Below are 20,762 nucleotides of genomic sequence, written 5' to 3' on the forward strand. Positions count from 1 at the left end.
GTCAATATGACACAAAAGATTATTTTCATGGGTACACCTGATTTTTCAGTGCCAATTTTGAATGCACTTATCGCCGCACCAGAATATGATGTGATTGCGGCTGTGACACAACCTGATCGTCCGGTTGGGCGTAAAAAGGTGCTACAACCAACACCGGTGAAGGCTGCTGCATTGGCTGGTGATGTCCCTGTTTTCCAACCAGTGAAATTAGGTGGATCAGAAGAATTAGATCAATTGATCGCCATGGAACCGGATTTGATTGTAACAGCCGCCTATGGACAATTCTTGCCAACGCGTTTCTTGGAATCTGCTAAGATTGCCGCAATTAATGTTCATGCGTCATTGTTGCCTAAGTATCGTGGTGGAGCACCTATTCATTACGCTGTGATGAATGGGGACGCCAAGACTGGTGTATCAATTATGTACATGGTGAAGAAGATGGATGCGGGTGATGTTTTGGCGCAAGCTGAAATTGCAATTCCTGAAAATGCGACAACTGGTGAAATGTTTGCTGAATTGAGTACACTTGGTCGTGACACATTGTTGGCGACTTTGCCGGGCTTGATTGCAGGTGATATTGTCGGAACACCACAAGATCCAGATGCTGTGAGCTTCTCACCAAACATTGCGCCAGAAGAAGAAGTGCTAGACTTCAATGGATCAGCGCAATCAGTGCATAATCATGTGCGTGGATTGAATCCATTCCCAACTGCACACACAACCATCAATGGTGTGCGTACAAAGATTCAAAAGACACATTTGCCAGCCGAAGCAACTGATTTGCCAGCTGGAGCAATTGTTAAGAAGACGAAAAAAGAACTATGGTTAGCTGCTGGGGATGGACAAGTCATCGCGATTGATGAACTTCAACCAGCTGGTAAGCCAAAGATGGCCGTGGCCGCATACTTAAATGGACATGCGTCATTCAACGAAGGAGATATTGTAATCACTCATGACGAATCAAAGTAATGGTAAGATCCCACAATGGGAAAAGAATAATGCACGTGCACTAGCCGTTCGTACCCTTGAAAAGGTCCAAAACGGGGCTTACTCAAACCTACAATTGAACGCTATCATCAAGAAGTCAGAATTAGATGGCCGTGATGTGGCCTTCATGACAAACATGGTGTACGGCGTTATTCAACATCGCCTAACATTGACTTACTGGTTGAAGGACTTTGTCGCTAAGCCAGAAAAGTTGGACCCTTGGGTTCGTGAATTGTTGTTGATTTCAATGTTCCAAATGGTGTACATGGATAAGGTGCCTAAGCACGCTATCTTTGATGAAGCGATTGAATTAGCTAAGCGTCGTGGTCACGCTGGACTACGTAAGTTTGTGACTGGTGTCCTACACGCCATTGATCGTAAAGGCTTGTCTGATTTCTCAGAACTAACTGATTTGAAAGAACGTCTATCAGTACAATACTCAATGCCTGAATGGTTGGTTGAAAGCTTCTTGAACGATTACGGTCAAGAACGCACAGAAGCTTTGTTGACAAGCGTAAACGAAGCGCCAAAGCAATCAGCGCGTGTCAACACAGTGATGAACACGGTTGATGAAGCGATTGAAACATTGACTGATGAAGCGATTGAAACATTGACTGCTGAAGGATTTGAAGTTGAACGCTCAGCAGTTAGCCCAGTTGGTTTGTTATTGACTGGTGGTCACGTCGCTAGTTCTGATGCCTTTGCGAATGGTCTTGTAACGTTACAAGACGAATCAGCTATGTTGATGGCCCCAGCCCTAACCATTGAACCCAACATGCAAGTTTTGGATGCAGCTGCTGCGCCAGGTGGAAAGACAACACAAATTGCAACTTACTTAGACCCAGAACAAGGTGGTAAGGTGACGGCACTTGATATTCATGAACATAAGGTTGCCTTGATTGACGACAATGCGGCGCGTTTGGCTGTTGCCAAGCAAGTTGATGCCCGCTTGTTGGATGCCCGTAAGGTTGATGAAGTATTCGAAGATGGTTCATTTGACCGTATCTTGGTCGATGCACCATGTTCAGGATTTGGTTTGCTACGTCGTAAGCCTGAAATTCGTTACGACAAGTCAATTGATGACAGCAAGAACTTGCAACGTATTCAATTGGCGATTCTTGATGCCGTTTCACGTAAGGTGAAGGTTGGTGGCGATGTCGTCTACGGAACTTGTACCATTTTGGCAATTGAAAACACAGACGTTGTGAATGCTTTCTTGGCTGATCATGATAATTTTGAGGTTGTGCCAACTATGTTGGAAAATGATTTAGATGTTCGAACAGCAGATGGTAGTGTCCAAATTTTACCAGATGACTTCGGTTCAGACGGATTCTTTATTGCCACACTACGTCGAACTAAATAGTTCGATATAACTTAGTAATAAACGCGTTACACAGAAAGGAACAATCATGAAAATTTCATATGCGACAGATATTGGCCGCGTGCGAACAAATAATCAAGATTATGTCGGTGTGTACATGAATCAGTTTGGTGCCCAACTGGCCATCGTTGCTGATGGGGTTGGCGGAAGTCGTGGTGGCGATGTTGCCTCAAATATGTTGGTAACGGATCTGGGCGAACGCTGGCAAAAAACAGATTTCTCAAGTGCGAATGAAGCACATGAATGGATTTCACTTGAAACAAGTGAAGCCAATGATCATATTGTGGAAGTGTCTAAACAATCAGAAAACTTAGAAGGCATGGCCACAACAATGGTGCTTGCAGCCATTTTTGAAAAGTCAGCTTTGATTGCAAATATTGGGGACTCACGTGCTTACTTGATTCGACAAAATGTACTGCATCAAATTACGGAAGATCACAATTTGGCTGCAGAACTTTTGAAGCAAGGGGCCATTACAGAAGAAGAAGTTGAGGTTCACCCAGGTCGTAATGTGATTACGCGCCAACTTGGTTTGGATGACATGGTGGACTTAGACTTGTTTGGCGTTGAATTAGAGCCTGATGATTTATTGTTATTAACGACGGATGGGATGTTAAAGCATTTGTCAGAAGAAACAGTCATGGACACAATTAAAGAAAACTCAGATCTATCAGCAAGTGTTGAACAGCTAATTTTGCAAACAAATGCAGCTGGAGGAACAGATAATGTTACTGTGCTGTTAGGACACCAAGAAAGCGAGGATCAATAATGAATGCTGGACATTTAATTGGTGATCGTTATCGTGTGATTTCTCGACTTGGTAAAGGTGGGATGGCAAATGTCTATCGTGCCTACGATACGATTCTAGAACGTGAAGTTGCTGTCAAGTTTATGCGTTTGGATTTGAAAGATGATCCAATGGTACAAAAACGTTTTGAAAATGAAATTCGCTCGTCTTCGGAATTAGTGAATGAACACATTACGCAAGTGTATGACTATGGTGAGGAAAATGGGAGCCAATACTTGGTCACTGAATTCGTGGATGGTAAAGACTTGAAGCGTTATGAGTTGACTGAAAGCCCCATTCCATTGACTAAAATTGTTGATTTGATGTCACAAATTTTAATCGGAGTTGAGGCTGCCCATGATCAACGCATTATTCACCGTGATTTGAAGCCACAAAATATTTTGGTTTCAAATGAAGGCGAAGCTAAAATTACTGATTTTGGCATTGCACGTGCGCAATCTAGCTATGGCATGACCCAAACAAATACTGCGATTGGTTCAGTCCACTATATGGCACCAGAACAGGTCCGTGGTGAAACAGCCAGTGTGCGTAGTGATATCTACTCATTAGGAATCATGTTATTCGAGTTATTAACTGGGGATGTACCATACACTGGTGAAACATCAGTTGCAGTTGCAGTTAAGCACACAACAGAAAGCATGCCATCTGTACGAGAACAAGATCCGCGTATTCCTCAAGCGTTAGAAAATGTGGTGTTGAAAGCTACCGCCAAACATCCGGCAGATCGTTATGCGAGCGCGGCGAAAATGGCGGAAGATTTAGCAACAGTGTTATCACCAGAACGTGTGAATGAAGCGAAGTGGGTTGCATCACATACTGATGAAGATGCGACGGTCACAAAAGTGTTGCACTTATCAGGTGCCGACCATAATGGTCAAGCAACACAAATGACAACTACAATCGCAACGCAAGTCGTACCAGAAGCTGTTGAGTCTGTGGCCACACCCTTTGTGGACGAAAATAATCGTCAACCTAAAAAATCAGGTAAACGTTGGTTCATCTGGTTAACATGCTTGCTAGTATTGGTCTTAGCTGGTTTTGGCTTTGCAGTTGCTAGTCAACCACAAATGTATACTGTGCCGGATGTTAAAAACATGAGTGTGACAGAAGCGAAGCAAACGTTGGCAGATAGTAACCTTGATTTGGGGGATGTGACGCAAGAATATTCATCCACTTTAGAAAAAGATATGGTTATTGGTTCTACGCCGGGTTCAGGTAAAAAGGTGCGTAAGGACGCCAAGGTGGACTTAGTGATTTCTCGTGGACCTGAGCAAGTCCGTTTCGGGGATTATGTGAACGCGAAGTATTCCGATGTATCAGAAGATTTGAAACGCAAAGGTTATTTGATTGATCACGATTATTTGTACAGTGATGTATACCCGAGTGGTTATATCATTAGTCAAAGTATCCAACCAGATGCTAAAGTGATTCCAGCCGATACCAATGTAACGTTTGTGGTATCTAGTGGTCCGATGCCCGTGGCACCAACCTTGCCTAAGGCCGATTCTGATAGTGAATCGAAGGAATCATCTGAATCAAAGAGTAGTAAGAAATCTGAATCAAAGTCTGAATCTAAGGCCACTAAAGAAGACGATTCCGATGACAAGTCTGATGTAGACACACCCACAGAAACAGACAAACCCAATAAAAAAGCAGAAACAAACAAAGACTAATTAAAGAAGGAGGAACATATGCCAAATTATCATGGACAAATTCAATTATCATTAGCTGGCTTCTATGATGTCATGACTGATGATGGTCAATTGATTCGTACACGTGCACGTGGAAACTTCCGTAAGCGTGATATTAAGCCAATGGTTGGTGATTTTGTTGAATTTTCAGTAGAACCACCCCAAGATGGATACATTCTAAGCATTGATGAACGTCGTAACAGCTTAGTTCGTCCACCTGTTTCAAATGTCGATCAAGCATTCGTTGTAACCTCAGTTAAAATACCTGAATTCTCAACAAATCTGTTGGATCGTCAATTGGTTGCTTTGGAAGAAAAAGACATCGAACCAGTGATTTATATCTCTAAAACTGATTTGTTGTCACCAGAAGAATTTGCGGAACTATCGGAAATTATTGATGGGTACCGCGCGGCTGGTTATGACGCAATTTTGCCCGACAGTTCATTTGATGAAGCAAGTCTGGCGGAAGTAAAAGAACGCATGCCAGGTCAACTAACGGTCTTGATGGGACAAACAGGGGCTGGAAAGAGTACATTGTTGAACCACTTGGTACCAGGTCTAGAACTAGAAACTGGCGAAGTGTCTGAAGCATTGATGCGTGGAAAGCACACAACTCGTCAAGTTGGTTTGATTGAAATGTTTGACGGTCTAGTGGCCGACACCCCTGGATTCTCAGCGTTTGAAGTCTTTGATATGGATGCGCGCGATTTGACGCACTATTTCCGAGAATTTAACCGCTTGAGCCCAAACTGTAAGTACCGTGGTTGTGTTCATTTGAATGAACCAGCCTGTGCGGTCAAAGAAGCATTAGAAGCTGGCGAGATTATGCCTTCACGTTATAAGAATTACACAGAATTTTATGATTTGATTGAAGGCCGTCGTCCGGTTTATAATAAACACGATAAGAAACATTAACTTTTATTCTGAAAGAGGTAGAAATTATGGCTATTAAGGTTGCTCCATCAATTTTGTCAGCAGATTACATGAACTTGCAAAAGGACGTTGAACTAGTTGAACAAGCTGGTGCAGAAATGCTACACATCGACGTTATGGATGGTATGTTTGTCCCATCAATCTCATTTGGTCCAAACTGGGTTAAGGGATTGAAGGAATTCGCAAACATTGAATTGGACGTTCACTTGATGGTTGAAGAACCTGGACGTTACGTAGATGTCTTTGCTGATGCTGGTGCCGATATTATCGGTGTACACTACGAAGCCACACAACACATTCACCGTGTGCTACAACAAATCAAGAACCGTGGATTGAAGGCCGAAGTTGTTATCAACCCTGGAACTTCTGTTGAATTGTTGGCCCCTGTTTTGGATATGGTTGATCAAGTATTGATCATGACTGTTAACCCAGGATTTGGTGGACAAAAGTTCTTGCCATCTTCAGTTGCAAAGATTGCTCGTTTGCACGAAATGAAGGTTGAAGGCGGATACGACTTCGACATTCAAGTTGATGGTGGAATTAACGATGAAAGTGCTAAGCTAGTTTACGATGCTGGTGCAACTGTTGCTGTTGCTGGATCATACGTTTACGATAAGGTAGACCCTGCAGCCAAGATTGCACGTTTGAAGGAAGTTACGGCTAACTAATGCAACGCATTCGTCTGTTAGCAGGTGGCCCAACCACAGAATGGCCAGCTGAACTTGCTCAGGGGCGTTTAGAAGGTCCTTGGGCAGGCGCAGACCGTGGTGCCTTACGTCTGTTGGAATTGGGGCATCAGCCAATTATGGCTGTCGGTGACTTTGATTCATTAACAGAAGCAGAGGCGGCAGTTGTTTTGCCACAAATTCAAGATGTATTTCGTTCAAATCCGGAAAAGGACTATACAGATACGGAACGTTTAGTACGTGAAGTAGATGCAATGTACCAACCGGATGAAATTGAAATCTATGGTGCAACTGGTGGACGAATTGATCAATTGTTATCAAATTTGTTTGTCTTTGCAACGCCTGAATTTCATGATATTGCACCTAAAGTGCGGTTAATTGATCGACAAAATGACATCCGTTTCTACTTACCTGGTGAGCATGCTATTGCTAAAACGCCAGGAATGAAGTATGTTTGTTTCATGCCCTTGACGCCAGTTGAAGAGTTAAACTTAATTGATGAGAAGTATCCATTGCGTTGGTCAGGCAATCCATATGCCTGGTCTTCAAATGAATTTACGGCTCCAATTAATCATTTTAGCTTTAAAACTGGCGTGGTTGCGGTGATTCAAAGCCGTGATTAAAAGAAGTTTCCTGTAAAGTAAAAATACTTTACACAAAACCCTTGCACAAGGGTGATTGGTTTGATATTATTATTCAAGTAAATAAAAGCACTGAATGTAGAAATTTAAGAGCTTAAGATAGGAGGGGTTAACTTATGGCAGTTGATGCAATTACTGGAAAGCGTACTCGCTTTGGTAACCAACGTTCACACGCCCTTAACTCAAGTCGTCGTAGCTGGAAGCCAAATTTGCAAAAGGTAACCGTTAAGATTAACGGTTCTGCACCAAAGAAGGTTTACTTGTCAGCTCGTACTTTGAAGGCTGGATTGAAGAACGGTTCAATCGAACGTGTTTAATAGATAAAGCTACCAATTTTGGTAGCTTTTTTCTTTTTATAGGGTAAAAGTCTTATTTCACCGAAAAGTTCCGGTAATCTCGTGACATTGTTTTACGTCCGATTTAAGGATGTGATAAAATAGACTATAGTCTAAATGGAGGTCATTAAACATGGCAGTTAAAATTCAAATGAGTCAAGGAACGATTGAAATTGAAAATGATGTCATCGCAACGATTGTGGGAGCGGCTGCAACAGATAACTATGGTGTTATTGGAATGGCCAGCCAAAACCCTTTGCGTGATGGCTTCAACCAAATTTTGAATGGGGACAACTTCGCCAAGGGTGTTGTTGTGCGCCAAAATACAAATGGGGTCGCCGTTGATGTTTACATCATCACTGGCTATGGGATGAAAATTTCTGAAATTTCAAAGAGTGTACAAGCACGTGTCAAGAATGATTTAAACGTGATGCTTGGCATTATTGCAGATGAAGTTAATGTTATTGTGCAAGGTGTGCGCATGTTAGAAGATTAATGCCAACACCATAAGGAGTTTAAATCGTGGAAGTTTTGACGAATATTACTGATGTTGAATTCAGTAAGATGATTAAAGCTGCAGCCGGTGCGTTGCAGGAAAATGCTGAAAAAATTAATGAATTAAATGTGTTCCCTGTGCCGGATGGTGACACAGGAACTAACATGATGCTTTCAATGGCTATCGGTGCTGAATACGAAGAATCAGAAACTGGTACAACAGTAGGCCTATTAGCGAAAGCAACATCAAAGGGATTGTTGATGGGAGCACGTGGTAACTCAGGTGTTATCTTGTCACAAATCTTCCGTGGTTTTGCAACAAGCGTTGCTGACAAAGAAGTTTTGACAGCCCGTGATCTTGCAGACGCCTTCATGGGTGGTGCTGAAACAGCGTATAAGGCTGTTATGAAGCCAACTGAAGGAACAATTTTGACAGTTATCCGTGAGGGGGCTGCTGCGGCTAACCGCTCAGCCAACCAAACTGATAACGTTATCGAAGTGATGCATGCAACTTTGGAAGCTGCTGAAAAGGCGCTAGCCTCAACCCCAGATCTATTGCCAGTTTTGAAAGAAGTTGGTGTTGTGGATTCAGGTGGACAAGGTTTGACAATTGTTTTCCAAGCATTCTACGCTGCATTGTCAGGTGAAGAAGTGTCATACAAGGTTGCTTCAGCAAACCTTGATGCACAAGTGAAGGAAGTTCACGGTGGTGCGCAAGCTGCCATTAACCCTGAAGACATTGAATTCAGTTACTGTACTGAAATCATGGTCGGAATTGGTGAAGGAACAACTTACACTAAGGACTTCGACTACGATGAATTCTACGCTCACCTAGCAGACCTTGGAGACTCATTGTTGGTTATCAACGATGATGATGTCGTTAAGGTTCACGTTCACACTGAAAACCCAGGAGCTGTTATCTCATGGGGAACTGAATTTGGGGACTTGCAAAAGGTTAAGGTCGACAACATGCGTGAACAACAAGTTGACGCAACTGGTGGACAAGCTAAGAAGGCCAATGCACATGACAAGAAGGAAGCTGTTGATCTAGCGATTGTTACAATTGCTAGTGGAGCAGGATTTAACGACTTGTTTACGGCAGCTGGTGCAACTGTTGTGCTTGATGGTTCAAGTGCCCCATCAACGCAAGACTTGGTTAAGGCCGTTAACGCGACTGGTGCCAAGCGTGCGATCATCTTGCCTAACGATAGCAATATCTTTATGGCTGCTGATCAAGCAGTTGAATTGACTGATATCCCGACAGCTGTTGTACGTACACGTACAGTGCAACAAGGATTGACATCAATGGTTGTTGGTTACAACCCTGAAGGTGAACTAGAAACAACTGTTACGGCTATGACAGGGACTCTAACAGACATCCAATCAGGTGCTGTGACAACTTCTGTTCGTGACACAACGTTGAACGGTTTGGAAATCCACACAGGTGATGCCATTGGATTGCTAGACGGTAAGATCATTGTTGCTGTTCCAGATGCAGACATCATGGAAGCCGCAAAGCAATTGATGGCTGAAATGCTAGACGAAGATTCAGAACTAGTAACGATTTACTACGGTGAAGAATCAAGCCTAGAAAAGGCGCAAGAACTTGAAGATTACGCCGTTGAAGTTGATGAAGAATTGGAAGTTGAAACATACGAAGGTGGACAACCACTTTACCCAATTTTGATGTCAGTTGAATAAAGCTAAAAAATGTAAAGAGTTAGCCTTGGCTAGCTCTTTTTTTGTAAAGTAGGTGAGTATATGATGAGTTTAATGGACTCAGTTGCTGAACTGAGTGGTGTGGGACCCAAACGTGAACAAGCGTTAAATGCGTTAGAAATCTATACAATTGCTGATTTGTTGAGTTATTATCCGAAGCGCTACACAGACTTAAGTGAGAAAACACCCGCCGAAACACAAAACGGTGAAAAAATTACGTTTAAAGGTGTTGTAACTTCAGAACCAGTCATCGCACGCTTCGGTCGAGCGAAAGCGCGTGTGACTTTTCGCTTAACTGTATCGCCGGACACGATTAGTGTGGCCTTCTTTAATCAACCATGGATTGCCAAGCAATTAGAAATTGGCCAAGAAGTAGCTGTTTATGGGACTTATGATAAGGCCCGTCAAAGTTTGAGCGGGATGAAACTAATGACCACTGATGCGGAAGATAGTCTGCAGGGCGTTTATCCATCATCAAAACAAATCAAAGCAGGAACAATTAAAGAATTAGTCCAACAAGCCTTGGGGCGTTATGATCAATTAATTCGTCAGGAATTTGTGCCTAAAGCCATTCGTGAACAATTTAAATTGATGGATCATTACACAATGGTGCATACGATGCATGAGCCACAGGACGCCTATACCTTGGAACAAGCGCAACGCACAGCAAGTTTTGAAGAATTCTTTATCTTCCAAATGCGTCTACAGTTAATTAAACAAATGAATCAAGCCAATCAAGGGCGTTCGGTGTTATTTAATAACGACACATTGAAATCCTTTATTGCCACGCTGCCGTTTGAACTAACTGATGCGCAGAAGAAAGTCGTGAATGAGATTCTCCGTGATATGCGTCGTCCGTTACATATGAACCGCTTGTTACAAGGTGACGTTGGGTCTGGTAAGACCGTTGTTGCAGCACTAGCGATGTATGCTGCAATCACAGCTAACATGCAAGCGGCAATGATGGCGCCAACGGAAATTTTGGCACAACAACATGCTAAAACAGTTGGTAAGTTTTTTGATCCACAAGAAGTGCGCGTGGAGCTATTGACTGGTTCAACGAAAGCAGCAGCGCGTCGTCAGATTCTAGCGGATTTAGAAGCGGGTGAAATTGATATTTTAATTGGAACACACGCGCTAATTCAGCCAGATGTGGCTTTCCATAACTTAGGATTAGCCATTATTGATGAACAGCATCGGTTTGGGGTTAAGCAACGTGCCGCTTTGCGTGAAATTGGGATGAATCCAGATGTATTAGCCATGACGGCGACACCGATTCCACGTACATTGGCGATTACAGCCTATGGTGAAATGGATGTGTCAGTGATTGACCAACTACCAGAAGGACGAAAGCCAATTCAAACGAAATGGGTACGTCATCATCAATTGGAAGAAACGCTGCAATTTGTTCGTGGCCAACTAGATGAAGGCGCCCAGGCTTATGTCGTGACGCCATTGATTGAAGAATCTGAAGTGCTAGATGTTCAAAATGCACAAGCGATGTATGAAGAACTACAGGCAGAATTTGCACCCAAATATAAGGTTGGTCTTTTACATGGTCGAATGACGAATGATGAAAAAGAAGCTGTGATGGCGGCCTTTAAAGCTAATGAATATCAAGTCTTAGTTTCAACGACTGTTATTGAAGTTGGAGTGGACGTACCAAATTCATCGGTCATGATTATTCTGGATGCGGATCGCTTTGGTTTGTCACAATTACACCAATTACGCGGGCGTGTTGGTCGTGGTTCAAGGCAGTCGTACACATTCCTAGTGAGTGATCCAAAGACACAATATGGAATAGAGCGAATGGATGCGATGGTTGGCACAACCGATGGCTTTGTATTGGCCCAAAAGGACTTAGAATTACGTGGAGCCGGTGACATCTTAGGTAAGCGTCAATCAGGGGTGCCTGAGTTCCGCGTGGGTGATCCAGTGCAAGATATTCAAATGATGTCTGTGGCCCAAGAAGAAGCGATTACTGTCGTTAGCCAACCAGATTGGGATAAAGATCCAGAAATTGCAGGACTAGTTGAATTGCTCGATGAGACCATGGTTCGTTATCGAAACTTTGACTAATGGGCGCCCAGTTTATATAATTAAAGTTATTAATCAAAAGAGTTATTGAAATTTCGCAGAAAAGGTTGAGGAAAAGACATGTTTAAAATTGCAGTTGATGCAATGGGGGGCGATAACGCTCCGGCAGAGATTGTTGCTGGTGTAGAACTAGCGCGCGATGCCATGCCTGATATGGCGTTCCAACTTTACGGTGATCAAGCACAAATTGAAGCCGTGTTAGAAAACAATGATCGCATTGAAATTATGCACGCTGAAGAAAAAATCGAAATGGCTGAAGAACCTGTTCGCGCCATTCGTAAGAAGAAGCAAAGTTCATTGGTTTTGGCTGCGCAAGCGGTTAAGTCTGGTGAAGCGGATGCTTTGTTCTCAGCTGGAAACACAGGTGCCTTGTTGGCAGCGGGAATCTTTATCGTTGGACGTATGAAGGGAATTGACCGTCCAGCTTTGATGACAACTTTGCCTGCCTTTGATGGGCCACACCAAGCATTTACAATGATGGACGTGGGTGCCAATGCTGAAAATAAGGCAACGCACCTTTACCAATACGGTATCTTAGGCTCATTCTATGCGCGTGAAATCTTGAACTTCGAAAACCCACGTGTGGGACTTTTGAACAACGGAAGTGAAGCGGATAAGGGTGATTCATTGCACAAGGAAGCACACGTCTTACTAGCCCACGGTGGTGAAGCTGGCTACCTAAACTTTATTGGTAACGTTGAATCACGTGATCTATTGCAAGGGGCTGCGGATGTTGTTGTGGCTGATGGCTTCTCAGGTAATGCAACCTTGAAGGCCATTGAAGGAACAGCGAAGACAATGTTGCGTGTGCTAAAGAGCACAATCATGGATGCCGGTTTGCGTGAAAAGATTGGTGGCGCTTTGTTGAAGCCTGGTCTAAAGCGTGTAGCTGCTCGTTTGGATTATTCTGAATATGGTGGTGCTGTGGTGATTGGAACAAACCAACCGGTTGTGAAGACCCACGGTTCTGCTTCTGGGCAAGAAGTTATGAACACAATCAAGCAAATCCACACAATGTTGGATGTTGATTTGACTGGAAAGATTCAACGTTTTGTGACGGATCACGCTGATGAATTGGCTGCCCGTCCTGATACTGAAGAAAAATAATTAAGGAGTCTCACACATGAGTCGCGAAGAAATTTTTACAAAAGTTGCTGGTTTGATTGCAGATCATTTTGAATTGGATGCAGACAGCATTCAAGGATCAATGGACTTGATGGTTGACGTTGATGCTGATTCAATTGACTTTGTTGAATTGGTTTTGGAAATGGAAGATGAATTTGATGCTGAAATTTCTGATGACGATGCCGCAACACTAAAGACTGTTGACGATATCGTTAACTACATTGCTAGCAAGTAATGATTAAAAAGACATGACCATTTGGTCGTGTCTTTTTTTGTGCGCCAAGATCATCAAAGCATCCCCAAGTAAATGAAAAATAAAGGGGGTTTTTAATGGTGGTATTTTTAGTGAATCCCGTAATCTAATGCTGATTTCTGATATAATTAAAGGTATCTATAAATTGAAAATGGGGGTAGTTTAGATGTTTGATGCATTACAAGCAGACTTAGCAACAAAGTATGATATTCACTTTAAGAATGAGGCGTTACTAGAAGAGGCATTTACACAAGCAAACTATATTAACGAGCACCCAGAATACTTGGGAAAAGATTACCAACGTTTAGAATTTTTAGGCGATGCTGTGATGCAACAATCCACAGCTGTTTATCTATTTAAGCGTTACCCTGAATGGGATGAAGGTCGCTTGACAGAGTTGCGAATCTCAATGGTTCAAACACGATCATTTGCAATTTTGTCACGTGAGCTACATCTTGATGAATACATTCGTCTGGGCCGTGGTGAAGAAATGTCAGGTGCGCGTTCAAGAGATTCATTGTTAGAAGATATCTGGGAAGCATTCATTGGTGCTCTTTACTTGGACCAAGGTTCTGATACAGTGATGGCATTCTTGGAAAAGATTATGTTTGCTAAAATTGACGAAGGATTCTACGAACAATTTGTGGACTACAAGTCAAAGCTACAAGAACTTTTGCAAAAACAAGGTGCGGTGGTCATTAAGTACACAAAGATTGCGGAAGAACGAATTGAAAACAATAATCAATTGTTTACAGTATCAGTGACATTGGATGACAAGGAATTAGGTACAGGACAAGGTAAGTCTACTAAGGCTGCGGAAAAAGATGCGGCACGTCAAGCATACCAACGTCTGAGTCAAGAGGCATAATTATTAGTCGTTAGCGTTAGGGAAATCATGAAACTTAAAAACTTAGAAATTAGTGGTTTTAAATCTTTTGCGGAACGTACCAAAATTGATTTTATGCCAGGAATTACAGGTGTGGTTGGACCGAACGGTTCAGGTAAATCAAATATTATCGAAGCCATTCGTTGGGTCATGGGAGAACAATCTGCCCGTGGGCTACGTGGTGATAAGATGGCTGACGTTATCTTTGGTGGAAGTGGTAAGCGTTCGCCATTGAATCGTGCCGAAGTCTCAATTACATTTGATAATTCCGATCGTTATTTAAAATCAGAATATAATGAAATTCGTATTTCACGTACGTTGTATCGCAATGGTGATTCAAAGTATCAAATTAATGGGACGACAGTTCGTTTACGTGATGTTCAAGAACTATTCATGGACTCTGGATTGGGACGCGAAAGCTTCTCCATCATTTCACAGGGACGTGTTGAAAGTATCTTCAGTGCTAAACCAGAAGAACGTCGAACAATTATTGAAGACGTTGCGGGGGTATACAAGTACAAGAAGAACAAGGAAAAGGCGACCAAAGAATTGGATAGCGTGCAGGATAGCCTGACACGTGTTGAAGATATTTTGTTCGAACTAGCTCAACGAATTGAACCATTGGCAGAACAAAGTGCCATCGCCCAAGATTACGTGGATCAAAAGGCGAAGTTTACAACGCTTGATCAAGATCGTCTGGTGTTGTCATTGAATACTTGGCACTCAGAGTTACGAGAATTAAAAGATGGTGTGATAGCGCAAGCGCAACAACGTCAACAAGCGACTGAAGATGTTACAAGTACTGAACAACAGTTGCGAGAACATCAAGCGCAACAAGAAGCGCAAGAAGAAAAGTTAGCTGAATTGCAACAAGCTTTGTTGGCATGTACAGCACAAGTTGAACGTTTGAGTGGTGACTTGAATCTCCAAGCCGAACGTCAAGCTAATCGTGAACAAGTACGTCAAGAATTAGAAGCTAAGTCAGCGAATGATACGGAAGATTTGGCTAACTTGGCTAATTCAATGGCAGCATTAGTCGAACAGATGAATGCGACCAATGATGAAATTAACATGCTAAGTGCTTCTTTGAATGACCTGCGCGTTTCACACCCGCAACAAAAAGTCGCACAATTGAATCATCAAATTGAAGCAGTACGCAGTGATTTGGTTGAAACATTGCAGGCGTTGGCAACTGCTAAAAACCAGCAACAACATTTAACGCAAGAAAACCAACGTCAAGGGGCGCAAAGTGATCGTCTGATTCATCGCCAAGAAACACTCCAAGCCCAAGCGCAAAATGCCCAAATGACGCAAAACGAATGTATTGCCGCTGAAGAAGCAGCACAAGCTGAATTAGCTGGTGTGCAAAGTAGTTTGGACGATATGAAGGCTACTGGTAAAAAGCTACAAGATACATACCAAGAAACACGTAAGCAATGGTATGAAGGCTTGAATGTGCAACAACGTTTAGAATCACGTCATGAATCATTAGTTCGTTTGACTGAAAACTATGACGGTTACTACCAAGGGGTTAAGCGTTTGATGCAACAACGTGAAAACTTTACGGGAATTCATGGTGTCGTGGCAGAAATGATGTCAGTGGCGCACGAAAACCAAGTCGCAATTGAAACAGCCCTAGGCAATGCCTTGCAACAAATCATCGTTGATACAACGCAGACAGCTAAAGATGTGATTCGCTACATGACACAACATCGTTTTGGACGTGTCACCTTGCTGCCAGTTGAAACGATGCAAGGTCGTCAACTGCGTCCAGATCAAATTGCGACAGCGAAAAACCAAGCAGGATTTATTGGCATTGGATCAGATTTAGTAAAGACTGAAGAAACCTATGCTAAAATCATGGAGAATTTGCTAGGGACAACTATCATTATGGACACCATGGACCATGCGGTTGTTGCGAGTCGTGCTTTGCAACAACGTGTCCGTATTGTCACGTTAGATGGTCAAGTCATGAACCCTGGTGGATCAATGACTGGTGGAGCGAATAGGCAAAACGGTAACGGTCTACTAGCCCAACAAAGTGAAGCTGACAAGCTACTTGCTGAATTAGAAAAGCAAAAGCTAGTTGTGCAAGAACTAGAAGAAGCAGTGCGTGTAGCGGAAGTAAAATTGAATGAAGCGGCGGAAACGTACCAAGCTGCGCAAAGTAATGTCATGACGATGCATGAACAAGCACAACAATGTGCGACGAACTTGCAAGTTGGGGCAGAACGTTTAGCGCAATTAGAAAAAGAATTAACAGCCGTTAATTATGAATTGCGACAAATTCAAGCGACGACAGAAGATGCGGATCTAGCATCTAATCTGGATAACATTGCGAAGTACACGCAAGAACAAGACGACTTGCAAGCTAAATTGGATAACCTGCAAGAGCAACGTCAACAAGCTGAACGTGATGTTGAATCAGTTGATGAAGCGATTGCGACCATGCAGACAACGATAGCGACTGCGAAGGCTAATCTGGCTGCGCAACAAGATCGGTTGAATGATTTTGAACGTCAAGAAGCGAAGTTGCTAGACATGCAGGCCAATACAGCCCAACAATTAGCAGATTTGACGGCTAATCAAGCAGACGTTGAAGCACGTATTGCGCAAGAGTTACAAGCAGCGCAAGAACGCCGTACACAATTACTGCAAGAGCAAGAAACAACGGAAGCAAGTTTAGTTGCAAGTAAGCAATTAGGTAGTGAGCTGCAAATCACCTTGCAACGTATGCAGCATCAATTGCAACAACAACAAGGGGATGAGAATGCCCTGCAAGTTAAGTTGACACAGCGTACAACCCAATTTGAATTAGCCCAACAAGAATTGTTGGATAACTACGAACTAACATTTGATCAAGTGGTGGGTACATCAGTTACTGATAAGGCTTTACCTGAAATTCAACAAGAATTGAAGTTAATCAAGCGTGGTTTAGCTGATATTGGGGATGTTAATATTGGTGCGATTCAAGAATATGAAGAAGTGAAATCACGTCATGACTTCTTGCAACAACAAAAAGATGATTTGATTTCAGCACGTGGTAACTTGCAACAAACGATGGATGAAATGGATCAAGAAGTGGAACGTCGTTTCGCAGAAACATTCCATGCTATCGCAGCGGCCTTTGAGTCTATTTACGTGAAGATGTTCGGAGGTGGGCAAGCCAAATTGATTTTGACTGATCCAGATAACCTCCTAACAACAGGCGTAGATATTAAAGCCCAACCGCCGGGGAAGAAATTCCAACAAATGAGTTTGTTATCAGGTGGAGAAAAAGCCCTAACGGCAATCAGTTTGTTGTTTGCGATCTTAGCTGTCCGTCCAGTACCATTCGCGGTGTTAGACGAAACGGAAGCTGCCTTGGATGAAGCGAACGTTGATCGATTTGCGGAATACTTGCATGAAGTGAATGACAATACACAATTTATTGTGATTACACACCGTAAGGGAACCATGACGAATGCCGATGTCCTATATGGGGTAACGATGCAAGAGCCAGGAGTCTCAACGATGGTATCTGTTGATTTAACAGATGTAGCCACACAAAATAATTAGAGAAGAGGATACTAAACATGGGATTATTTGATTTTTTTAAAACACCAAAGGAACCAGTTCAACCTAAAGTAGAAGTTGAAATTTTGTATCCACAAGCATTAGCACAACCAGAAGTTGATGTAACACCCGTTGTTGAAGTGGTTGAATTGCTACCTACACCAGGAATGGCCGTAGAAATTAAATTACCAACACAAACCGTTGCAGCAGAACCAGCGATTGCTGATACTCTAGAAACAGAAACAGAAACAGAAACAGAAACAGAAACAGAAACAGAAACAGAAACAGAAACAGAAACAGAAACAGAAACAGAAACAGAAACAGAAACAGAAACAGAAACAGAAACAGAAACAGAAACAGTTGTTAGTGATACAAATCTAGAAAATGGTTTGAAGAAGACACGTAAGACTTGGTCAGAACGTTGGAACCAATTCATGGCGAATTTCCGTTCAGTCGATGAAGACTTCTTTGATGACTTGGAAGAAACGTTGATTGGTGCCGACGTTGGGGCACAAACAGCGTTGAAGTTGACGGATGAACTACGTGATGAAGTGAAGCTACAAAATGCCAAGAGCAAACAAGAAGTTTCAAAGATCATCATGGATAAGTTGATCGAACTTTACCAAGCCCAAGGTGTTAACGAAGACACAAGCATGCACTTTGCGCCAGAAGGGCCAACAGTCATTATGTTTGTTGGGGTTAATGGAGTTGGTAAGACAACAACGATTGGTAAGATGTCAGCGCGTTACAAGGCTGAAGGTAAGAAGGTTGTCTTGGCTGCGGCCGACACATTCCGTGCGGGAGCAACAGAACAATTAGAAGAATGGGGACGTCGTAATGATATTCCTGTTGTGAGTGGTAAGGCACAAGCTGATCCAGCTTCAGTTGTCTACGATGGTGTTCGTACAGCTATCGATACAAACGCGGATGTATTGTTTGTCGACACAGCTGGACGTTTGCAAAACAATGTGAACTTGATGCAAGAATTGGCTAAAATGAAGCGTATTATCTCACGCGAATTGCCAGCCGAACCACAAGAAGTCTTGCTAGTATTGGATTCAACAACTGGGCAAAACGCTTTGCAACAAGCCCGTTTGTTTAAGGATTCAACTGACGTAACAGGAATTGTCCTAACAAAGCTAGACGGAACAGCCAAGGGTGGAATCATCTTGCCAATCCGTAATGAATTACACTTACCAGTTAAGTGGGTTGGTTTGGGTGAACAAGTGGGTGATTTGCAACCATTTAAGGCTGATGAGTTCACTAAGGGCTTGTTTAGTGGTTTAATTGAGGAGTAGACATGGAAATTGAAAAGACGACGCGATTAAATGCGCTATTTGATTTCTATCAACCACTTTTAACAACACGTCAAAAGGATTATCTACAACTGTATTATGCGGATGATTTCTCATTAGGAGAAATTGCGGAAGAGTTTGACGTGTCACGTCAGGCGGTTTACGACAACTTAAAGCGTAGTACACAATTACTGGAAGATTATGAAGCTAAGCTACACATGTTTGAAGATTACTTGAAGCGTGAAGCAGCAGCGACAGAACTAACAGATTACATTAATGATAACTATGCCGATGATGCACAACTAGCTACGCTAGTCGCAGAATTGGGATTGCTAGAAGAGGAGTAATGCGATGGTATTTGAAGGATTAACAGAACGCATTCAAAATGCGATGACAGGTCTTCGTCGTAAAGGGAAGGTTACTGAAGCTGATTTACGTGAATCATTACGTGAAATTCGTATGGCCATGTTGGACGCCGACGTTAACTACACAGTTGTTAAGGAATTTATCCGTAACGTCCGTGAAAAGGCCGCGGGTGCTAAAGTCCTTGATGGATTAAACCCAGCCCAACAAATCGTTTCTATCGTTAACGATGAAATGGTTGCGATGATGGGAGAAACTGACGTCCCATTGAACAAGTCACCAAAGATTCCAACTGTTATTATGATGGTTGGTCTACAAGGGGCTGGTAAGACAACAACAGCTGGTAAGCTTGCTTACAAGTTGAAGGAAGAAAACAAGGCGCGTCCATTTATGATCGCAGCCGACATTTACCGTCCAGCCGCCATTGACCAATTGAAGGTCCTTGGATCACAAATGGATGTGCCAGTCTTTGACTTGGGAACAGACGTTGACCCACGTGAAATCGTGCGTCAAGGTATGGAAGCTGCGCGTGAAGCGAAGGCTGACTACGTCTTCATTGACGCGGCTGGTCGTTTGCAAATCGACGAAGCGTTGATGCAAGAATTGGCTGACATTAAGGAAATCGCCCAACCAGATGAAATCATGTTGGTTGTTGATGCGATGACTGGGCAAAACGCCACAGAAACAGCTGAAGGATTTAACGCTCGTCTAGGTATCACTGGGGTAACGCTAACTAAGTTAGATGGTGATACTCGTGGTGGGGCTGCCTTGTCAATCCGTGCCGTGACTGGCCAACCAATCAAGTTCGTCGGTCAAGGTGAAAAGATGACTGATTTGGATGTCTTCCATCCAGATCGTATGGCAAGCCGTATCCTTGGTATGGGTGATATGCTGACTTTGATCGAAAAGGCCCAAAAGGACTTTGATGAAAAGCAAGCACAAGCTACAATGGAAAAGATGAAGGACAAGACATTTGACTTCAATGATTTCCTAGACCAAATGCAACAAGTGCAAAACATGGGACCAATGGAAGACATCTTGAAGATGATTCCGGGGATGGCTAACAACCCAGCTTTGAAGAACGTACAAATCAACGACAAGGACATGGCACACATTAAGGCGATTGTTTACTCAATGACACCCGCTGAACGTGAAAACCCAGACTTGTTGAACCCTTCACGTCGTCGTCGTTTGGCTGCTGGTGCTGGACGCCCAGTAGTTGAAGTTAATAAGCTAATCAAGCAATTTAACGAAATGAAGAAGATGATGGGTCAAGTTATGAACGGTAACATGGCCGGGATGGAACAAATGATGGGTGCCATGGGAATGGGCGGTCAAGGTTCTGGTATGAAAGGCAAGATGGCTAATATGGCGATGAAGCAAATGGCTCGTCGTGTCCAAAAGGCCAAGAAGAAGCGCAAGCGCTAATAAATAAAAACTTTTTTACAAGTGTAAAGGAAAAACACTTTACACGCATGGAAAGTCCTGTTATATTATTACTTGTAGAAAAAT

The 20,762-nt window shown here is 42.8% G+C and carries 18 protein-coding genes; all 18 read left to right on the forward strand.

The window, feature by feature from the left end; translation table 11 throughout:
- The first annotated feature begins 6 nt into the window (after positions 1-6).
- Complete coding sequence (fmt, locus tag KHQ31_RS01825; RefSeq protein ID WP_213409299.1) at positions 7-969, forward strand: methionyl-tRNA formyltransferase; 963 nt, start codon at positions 7-9, stop codon at positions 967-969.
- The gene (gene rsmB, locus KHQ31_RS01830) at positions 953-2,350 is read left to right on the forward strand and encodes a 16S rRNA (cytosine(967)-C(5))-methyltransferase RsmB (protein ID WP_213409300.1); all 1,398 of its coding nucleotides are present in this window, start codon (positions 953-955) and stop codon (positions 2,348-2,350) included. Before fmt ends, rsmB begins: the two co-directional genes overlap by 17 nt.
- Positions 2,351-2,396: 46 nt before the next feature.
- Positions 2,397-3,137 (forward strand): Stp1/IreP family PP2C-type Ser/Thr phosphatase, encoded by a 741-nt coding sequence (locus KHQ31_RS01835; RefSeq protein ID WP_213409301.1) that lies wholly within the window; start codon positions 2,397-2,399, stop codon positions 3,135-3,137.
- Positions 3,137-4,849 carry a Stk1 family PASTA domain-containing Ser/Thr kinase gene (gene pknB, locus KHQ31_RS01840; RefSeq protein ID WP_213409302.1) on the forward strand — a complete coding sequence of 571 codons (1,713 nt, stop codon included), beginning with the start codon at positions 3,137-3,139 and terminating at the stop codon, positions 4,847-4,849. Before KHQ31_RS01835 ends, pknB begins: the two co-directional genes overlap by 1 nt.
- Positions 4,850-4,867: 18 nt before the next feature.
- On the forward strand, positions 4,868-5,782 hold the full coding sequence (gene rsgA / locus KHQ31_RS01845) for a ribosome small subunit-dependent GTPase A (protein WP_213409303.1): 915 nt from the start codon (positions 4,868-4,870) through the stop codon (positions 5,780-5,782).
- A gap of 26 nt (positions 5,783-5,808) precedes the next feature.
- Positions 5,809-6,468, forward strand: coding sequence for a ribulose-phosphate 3-epimerase (gene rpe, locus KHQ31_RS01850; RefSeq protein ID WP_213409304.1), 660 nt, complete (start codon positions 5,809-5,811; stop codon positions 6,466-6,468).
- Positions 6,468-7,109, forward strand: coding sequence for a thiamine diphosphokinase (locus tag KHQ31_RS01855; protein ID WP_213409305.1), 642 nt, complete (start codon positions 6,468-6,470; stop codon positions 7,107-7,109). The genes rpe and KHQ31_RS01855 overlap by 1 nt, the downstream gene beginning before the upstream one ends.
- Before the next feature lie 134 nt (positions 7,110-7,243).
- Positions 7,244-7,444, forward strand: coding sequence for a 50S ribosomal protein L28 (gene rpmB, locus KHQ31_RS01860; RefSeq protein WP_009495880.1), 201 nt, complete (start codon positions 7,244-7,246; stop codon positions 7,442-7,444).
- A 151-nt stretch (positions 7,445-7,595) separates the two neighbouring features.
- The gene (locus KHQ31_RS01865) at positions 7,596-7,958 is read left to right on the forward strand and encodes an Asp23/Gls24 family envelope stress response protein (RefSeq protein WP_213409306.1); all 363 of its coding nucleotides are present in this window, start codon (positions 7,596-7,598) and stop codon (positions 7,956-7,958) included.
- A gap of 26 nt (positions 7,959-7,984) precedes the next feature.
- Complete coding sequence (locus KHQ31_RS01870) at positions 7,985-9,658, forward strand: DAK2 domain-containing protein (protein ID WP_213409307.1); 1,674 nt, start codon at positions 7,985-7,987, stop codon at positions 9,656-9,658.
- Between the two features lie 60 nt (positions 9,659-9,718).
- A complete protein-coding gene (gene recG / locus KHQ31_RS01875) occupies positions 9,719-11,755 on the forward strand; it encodes an ATP-dependent DNA helicase RecG (protein ID WP_213409308.1) in 2,037 nt (678 codons plus the stop codon).
- A gap of 78 nt (positions 11,756-11,833) precedes the next feature.
- Positions 11,834-12,880: a phosphate acyltransferase PlsX gene (gene plsX, locus KHQ31_RS01880; RefSeq protein ID WP_213409309.1), complete on the forward strand. Its 1,047-nt coding sequence runs from the start codon at positions 11,834-11,836 to the stop codon at positions 12,878-12,880.
- 16 nt (positions 12,881-12,896) lie between these two features.
- The gene (locus tag KHQ31_RS01885; protein ID WP_213409310.1) at positions 12,897-13,133 is read left to right on the forward strand and encodes an acyl carrier protein; all 237 of its coding nucleotides are present in this window, start codon (positions 12,897-12,899) and stop codon (positions 13,131-13,133) included.
- A gap of 184 nt (positions 13,134-13,317) precedes the next feature.
- Positions 13,318-14,019 (forward strand): ribonuclease III, encoded by a 702-nt coding sequence (gene rnc, locus KHQ31_RS01890; RefSeq protein WP_213409311.1) that lies wholly within the window; start codon positions 13,318-13,320, stop codon positions 14,017-14,019.
- Positions 14,020-14,046: 27 nt separating this feature from the next.
- A complete protein-coding gene (smc, locus tag KHQ31_RS01895) occupies positions 14,047-17,595 on the forward strand; it encodes a chromosome segregation protein SMC (RefSeq protein ID WP_213409312.1) in 3,549 nt (1,182 codons plus the stop codon).
- 17 nt (positions 17,596-17,612) lie between these two features.
- Positions 17,613-18,890, forward strand: a complete 1,278-nt coding sequence (ftsY, locus tag KHQ31_RS01900; protein WP_213409313.1) for a signal recognition particle-docking protein FtsY — start codon at positions 17,613-17,615, stop codon at positions 18,888-18,890.
- A 2-nt stretch (positions 18,891-18,892) separates the two neighbouring features.
- A complete protein-coding gene (locus KHQ31_RS01905; protein ID WP_213409314.1) occupies positions 18,893-19,234 on the forward strand; it encodes a putative DNA-binding protein in 342 nt (113 codons plus the stop codon).
- A gap of 4 nt (positions 19,235-19,238) precedes the next feature.
- Complete coding sequence (gene ffh, locus KHQ31_RS01910) at positions 19,239-20,678, forward strand: signal recognition particle protein (protein WP_213409315.1); 1,440 nt, start codon at positions 19,239-19,241, stop codon at positions 20,676-20,678.
- Positions 20,679-20,762 lie beyond the last annotated feature (84 nt).

This window comes from Weissella ceti (genome assembly GCF_018394055.1).
GTDB lineage: Bacteria > Bacillota > Bacilli > Lactobacillales > Lactobacillaceae > Weissella > Weissella ceti.

Coding starts and splice junctions, on each gene's coding strand:
- KHQ31_RS01855 (WP_213409305.1), top strand. CDS start 6,468: ATGCAACGCATTCGTCTGTTAGCAGGTGGCCCAACCACAGAATGGCCA.
- recG (WP_213409308.1), top strand. CDS start 9,719: ATGATGAGTTTAATGGACTCAGTTGCTGAACTGAGTGGTGTGGGACCC.
- KHQ31_RS01885 (WP_213409310.1), top strand. CDS start 12,897: ATGAGTCGCGAAGAAATTTTTACAAAAGTTGCTGGTTTGATTGCAGAT.
- pknB (WP_213409302.1), top strand. CDS start 3,137: ATGAATGCTGGACATTTAATTGGTGATCGTTATCGTGTGATTTCTCGA.
- fmt (WP_213409299.1), top strand. CDS start 7: ATGACACAAAAGATTATTTTCATGGGTACACCTGATTTTTCAGTGCCA.
- rpmB (WP_009495880.1), top strand. CDS start 7,244: ATGGCAGTTGATGCAATTACTGGAAAGCGTACTCGCTTTGGTAACCAA.
- ftsY (WP_213409313.1), top strand. CDS start 17,613: ATGGGATTATTTGATTTTTTTAAAACACCAAAGGAACCAGTTCAACCT.
- smc (WP_213409312.1), top strand. CDS start 14,047: ATGAAACTTAAAAACTTAGAAATTAGTGGTTTTAAATCTTTTGCGGAA.
- KHQ31_RS01905 (WP_213409314.1), top strand. CDS start 18,893: ATGGAAATTGAAAAGACGACGCGATTAAATGCGCTATTTGATTTCTAT.
- plsX (WP_213409309.1), top strand. CDS start 11,834: ATGTTTAAAATTGCAGTTGATGCAATGGGGGGCGATAACGCTCCGGCA.
- KHQ31_RS01865 (WP_213409306.1), top strand. CDS start 7,596: ATGGCAGTTAAAATTCAAATGAGTCAAGGAACGATTGAAATTGAAAAT.
- KHQ31_RS01835 (WP_213409301.1), top strand. CDS start 2,397: ATGAAAATTTCATATGCGACAGATATTGGCCGCGTGCGAACAAATAAT.
- rsmB (WP_213409300.1), top strand. CDS start 953: ATGACGAATCAAAGTAATGGTAAGATCCCACAATGGGAAAAGAATAAT.
- rsgA (WP_213409303.1), top strand. CDS start 4,868: ATGCCAAATTATCATGGACAAATTCAATTATCATTAGCTGGCTTCTAT.
- rpe (WP_213409304.1), top strand. CDS start 5,809: ATGGCTATTAAGGTTGCTCCATCAATTTTGTCAGCAGATTACATGAAC.
- rnc (WP_213409311.1), top strand. CDS start 13,318: ATGTTTGATGCATTACAAGCAGACTTAGCAACAAAGTATGATATTCAC.
- ffh (WP_213409315.1), top strand. CDS start 19,239: ATGGTATTTGAAGGATTAACAGAACGCATTCAAAATGCGATGACAGGT.